The 5,372-nt window shown below is 48.0% G+C and carries 4 protein-coding genes; all 4 read left to right on the top strand.

What is annotated here, in order from left to right; all coding sequences use genetic code 11:
• Positions 1 to 113: 113 nt before the first annotated feature.
• A complete protein-coding gene (locus ACXLDX_RS13380) occupies positions 114 to 1,880 on the top strand; it encodes an AMP-binding protein (protein ID WP_457577691.1) in 1,767 nt (588 codons plus the stop codon).
• 242 nt (positions 1,881 to 2,122) lie between these two features.
• On the top strand, positions 2,123 to 3,268 hold the full coding sequence (locus ACXLDX_RS13375) for an acyl-CoA dehydrogenase (protein ID WP_457577690.1): 1,146 nt from the start codon (positions 2,123 to 2,125) through the stop codon (positions 3,266 to 3,268).
• Between the two features lie 47 nt (positions 3,269 to 3,315).
• The gene (locus ACXLDX_RS13370) at positions 3,316 to 4,089 is read left to right on the top strand and encodes an electron transfer flavoprotein subunit beta/FixA family protein (protein WP_457577689.1); all 774 of its coding nucleotides are present in this window, start codon (positions 3,316 to 3,318) and stop codon (positions 4,087 to 4,089) included.
• Positions 4,090 to 4,101: 12 nt separating this feature from the next.
• Positions 4,102 to 5,019: an electron transfer flavoprotein subunit alpha/FixB family protein gene (locus ACXLDX_RS13365; RefSeq protein ID WP_457577688.1), complete on the top strand. Its 918-nt coding sequence runs from the start codon at positions 4,102 to 4,104 to the stop codon at positions 5,017 to 5,019.
• The last annotated feature ends 353 nt before the right edge of the window (positions 5,020 to 5,372 follow it).

Genomic DNA, 5,372 nt, shown 5'->3' with positions numbered 1-5,372 from the left:
TATTGCACCCAAGGATACCGACCGAGCGCTCAGTTTGTCACTTGGTCACAGAAAAAAGGGTATATTCATCACCCTGAAAGTTACTTTCAAATCTATATTGCAAGGAGTCATTTATGAGTATGAAAAGTCTGTATAAGGAAGTGATGGACCTGAACTTGATGGATGACAATGACCAGAAGAGAGATACGGCGAAGGCATTCTTTGAAAAGCTGAACGCCATGGAACTTCCGGAATATTTCAACTGGGCGGAGGAGGTGTTTGAAGATCTTCACGTGAAGGAAAGGGGTGACAGTCAGGCACTGGTCTGGGCTGACCTGGCGACCAAGGAAAGTGCCACCTATTCTTACAGTGAATTCGCTGCCAGAGGAAACCAGTGTCTCAACTCCCTGAGAAAGGCAAACGTGGAAAAAGGAAACAACATGTATATGATGGTTCCGATTGTTCCCGAAACCTGGTTTACCAGTTATGCCTGCATCAAAGGCGGTCTTGTTGCCGTTCCCACTGCCACCACCATGACTTTACGTGAACTGCAGTTCAGGTTTGAAACATATGCTCCCGATTCAATCCTTGCGGACGAAATCTATGCTGATCTCATTGATGAAGCCCTGAAACTCACCGGTGCCACCCCGAAAATAAAACTGGTCCGTGGGAACAAGGAAGGCTGGACAAGCTACTCTGAACTGGAAAAAGAGGCTACCGAAGCCGAAGCTGCAAAAACCAGATCGGATGATCTGCTTTTCTGCTTTTTTACCTCAGGAACAACAGGATTGCCAAAGCGTGTCGGTCATACCGCTACATCCTATCCGGTTGGTCATCTCTCAACTTCTGTTATGACCGGTATCCGTCCCGATGATGTTCACCACAACCTCGGTGCTCCCGGTTGGGCAAAATGGGCCTGGTCGAGCTTTTTCGCACCGTTTAACGTCGGCGCCTCCGCATCAGGATTCAATTTTACGACTCTTGACGGTGACGCCTACCTTGATGCTATCTCCACCCATAAAATCACCACGTTCTGTGCGCCGCCAACCGCCTGGAGAATGTTCATCAACCTGGATACGTCCAAATATGACCTTTCCAACCTGCGGCAGTCCATCGGAGCAGGTGAGCCTCTTAACCCGGAAGTAATCTCCCAGTGGAAGAAACTGACTGGTACTGAAATCCGTGATTTCTATGGCCAGACCGAATCCACCGCCATGATCGGCAATCACCCGTGGATGAACGGAAAAATGAGATCCGGTTCATTCGGCCAGCCGTCTTTCATGTATGATGTGGCTCTTGCCGATGATGAGGGAAATGTTATCACCAAGCCGGATGAGGTTGGCCATATCGTCGTTAAACTCGATAAATGGCGTTCCATTGGTCTGTTCACCGAGTATATCGGCAATCCGGACAAAATGGCTGATGTTTTCAGAGACAATTTTTATTATACTGGCGACCGTGCGACTTTTGATGAAGACGGGTACTGGTGGTTTGTCGGCCGAAGTGACGATGTTATCAAATCGTCCGATTTCCGTATCGGCCCCTTTGAGGTGGAAAGTGCCCTCATGGAACATCCCTCCGTTGCTGAAACCGCAATTGTTGGTGTTCCCGACAAGAAATACCATCAATTGGTCAAAGCTTTTGTTATTCTGAATGCATCCTATGAACCTTCACGGGAGCTGGCACTGGAACTGTTCAAGCATACCATTGACATTCTTGCCAAATTCAAGATTCCAAGAATCATCGAATTTGTACCGGAAGTTCCAAAAACCCTGAGTGGGAAAATCCGCCGGGTTGAACTTCGTCAACAGGAAGTTGAAAAGCAGGAAGCCGGCACAAAGGCCCAGACAAATGAATTTTTCTACTGGGATTTCCCAGAGCTGAGCTCAAAGAAGAAATAAGTCCACCTTGAACTGAACAGGAATCAATTTCAACTGTTGTTCAGGAGACGGCGGGAACAATTTCCCGCCGTCTGCCCTGAATAAAAAAGTCAATTCAGATTTTTTTTGACAGGTAAAATTTAATTTTTGCAAAAAGCCCGACCAGACAGACCCATTCCCGGGCTAACAAGGATCAGGCAGTGTTTCGTTCGTAATCATATTAAAAAATCAAAAAAAACATCACAATCCCCGGAGCAATCATAATGAACTTTGAATTAACTGAAGAACAGAGCCTGATTAAAAGCATGGTTCGTGAATTTGCTGAAGCTGAGGTCGCGCCCACCGCAAAAGAAAGGGATGAAGAAGAAAAATTTGATCGCCGGCTGATGTTTGACAAACTGGGGGAACTGGGCCTGACAGGCATAGTTTTCCCAGAAGAATACGGCGGCGCGGGGGCCGACTATATCAGTTATTCAATTGCTGTTGAAGAGTTATCCAGGGTTGACGCCTCCACCGGAGTCACCCTCTCCGCCCATCTTTCACTGGCGGCCAATCCCATATACCTGTTCGGCAGTGAAGAACAGAAACAGACCTTTTTAGTCCCCATGGCCAGCGGAGAAAAAATGGGTGCCTTCGGGTTAACCGAACCATCTGCCGGGTCTGATGCAGGAGGAACAAAGACCACAGCAGTAAAAGATGGGGACAAATGGATTCTCAACGGTACTAAAATTTTTATCACCAACGGTGGTGATGCGGAAGTGTATGTCGTCCTTGCCCGCACCGATAAGGATGCCAAAAAACATCATGGGATCAGTGCCTTCATCGTAGAAAAAGGAACACCCGGCTTCAGTTTTGGAAAAAAAGAACAGAAACTTGGTATCCGCAGTTCACCAACAATGGAGCTTATTTTTGAAAACTGTGAAATTCCGGCCGAAAACCTGCTGGGTGAAGAGGGACATGGTTTTAAAATTGCCATGAAAACTCTGGATGGTGGAAGAATAGGTATCGCGTCACAGGCTATAGGTATTGCCCAGGGCGCACTGGACGCGGCCCTTGACTATGCCAAAGAACGCAAACAGTTTGATACCCCGATTGCCCGTTTTCAGGGAGTACAGTTTCAACTTGCCGACATGGCTACCCAGATTGAAGCAGCCAGGCTGCTCGTCTATAACGCTGCCTACAAAGCCAGCAACGGACTCTCTTATTCCCAGGCTTCCGCCATGGCCAAGCTGATGGCCAGTGAAACAGCCATGAAGGTTACAACCCAGGCGGTACAGATTCTCGGCGGATATGGATACACCCGTGATTTTCCTGTGGAGAGAATGATGAGGGATGCAAAAATCACCGAAATCTACGAGGGTACCAGCGAAATCCAGAGGCTGGTTATCGGCACAAATCTCACCAGGTGATGTCGAGAAACAAAAAAACCCATGAATTATATCTCAGAGAAAAAACAATGAAAATTCTAGTCTGCATAAAACAGGTTCCTGATATGGAATCAAAGTTTAAAATTGACAGTGAAGGCAAATGGTACGACAGTGCCGACCTCGCCTGGCGTATGAATGAATATGACGAATATGGTGTTGAACAGGCTGTCAGGCTCAAAGAGCAGGTAAAGGACGCTGATCTCACCGTCCTCTGCATAGGCACCGACAAGGTCAAGGAAACCATGAAAAAGGCTCTGGCCATGGGGTGCGACCGCGGATTGCATATTGCCGATGATGATATCTCCACAAAAGATCCCTTCACCGTTGCATCAATTATTGCTGAATACGCGCGAGATAAAGACTTTGACTATATTTTCGCCGGAATGCAGTCCCAGGACCGTGGGTCTGCCCAGGTTGGTGTTCTTATTGCTGAAATGTTAAACCTTCCCTGTATTACCACCATCGTTGACTTTGAATACAGTGATGGAAAAGTCACTACCAGGCGAGAACTTGAAGGTGGTGTAAAGGCGGTGGTCAGTGTCAGCGGACCAGCCGTTTTCACCTGTCAGCTCGGGCTCAACACTCCCCGCTACCCAACCCTGCCCAACATCATGAAGGCCAAGAAAAAGGAACTCCTTTCCATTCCTGTGGCAGAGGTTGTCCAGGTGGAAAACAGGCTGCAGACAGAACAAATTGCTTATCCCGAGAAAAAAGGAACCGGTCTGATTCTGGAAGGTGATGCCGGCGAACTGGCTGATCAACTGATTTCAATTCTAAAAGAAAAAACCGGCGTGCTGGCTTAAAGGGGGATTCCAATGAAAGCGTTACTTGTAGCAGAATACAGAGATGGTGAAATCCTTGGCAGCTACGGCGAACTGATTGGTTTTGCAGGACTGATCGGTGCTGAAAGCGTTATGTTTCTTGTTGGAAATAAAGATAATCTTCCCCGGTATGACGGAAAACTTTATCTGGCTGATGTCAGCAACTGCACGGAATTTGATCCAGACGGCCACAAACAGCTGCTCCTGGAAACCATTGAAAAAGAAAACCCTGATGTCATCGTTTTCAGCCATTCCTCCTACGGTTGGGACCTTGCCCCCCGCGTTGCCTTTGCCCTTGGAGCCGCTCAGGTTTCCGAAGTGGTGGAAGTTGCGGACGGAAATTATATTGTTCCCGCCTGTAATGCAAAATTGCGACGCACAGTTAAAAGTGGTACCGAAAAATGTGTTGTTACCCTCCAGGCCGGAGCTTTCAGCCTTCCCGATGACCCCACCGGCACACCTGAAGTAATAGAGCTGGATTGCAGTCCTGCCGGCAGGATTGAATTCAGCGGTTATGAACAGGCCGAACAGGGCGGTGTTGATCTCTCCAAATCTGAAATTATTGTCAGCGCCGGACGTGGTGTCGGTAAAGCGGAAAATGTTTCTCTTATCGCCGATCTTGCCGAAGCTCTGGGTGGAGATTATGGCGCCAGCCGTCCGGTTGTTGACTCGGAATGGGTAGAACATAATCGACAGGTGGGAACAACGGGGCAGAGTGTCTCCCCGAAACTCTATTTGGCGTGCGGTATTTCCGGGGCCATTCAGCATCTTGCCGGAATGAAAAAGTCGGATTTCATCGTGGCGATCAACACGGACAGGGAGGCCCCCATAGGTGAAGTTGCCGATGTGCTGGTAGTTGCTGATCTGAAGCAGTTTGTACCCCTGTTGACAGAGAAAATTAAAGGCCTGTAACCAATTTCGTTAACTTAAGGACAAGATGGTCCAGGAAAGTCCCATTCCTGACCTTGGCCGAGGGCGACTGCAGGGACGGGTTTATGGCGCCCCTCGGACGACTTGAAAAATTCCTGAATCCATCAGCTGTTGCCTCGTAGGAAAAAATGGATTTGTGTTGGACAGACTTGATTCATTTTCCTGTGACGCGGAAATCAGGTGAAAACGCGATTTTTCAAGATAGCCATGAAGTGCAGGGTTCAGGTCAATGGCGGCATCAGGAGCAATTTGCATGAATGAAAGCCACGATCAGGAACGTGAAGTAGCAACCCATATAAAAAACAAGAAACTTGTCAGGGAAAGAAGAAGACAGA

It is taken from the genome of Desulfomarina sp. (genome assembly GCF_054039375.1).
Note: the sequence above shows the minus strand (reverse complement) of the source record. Positions and strands in the feature narration are given on the sequence as shown.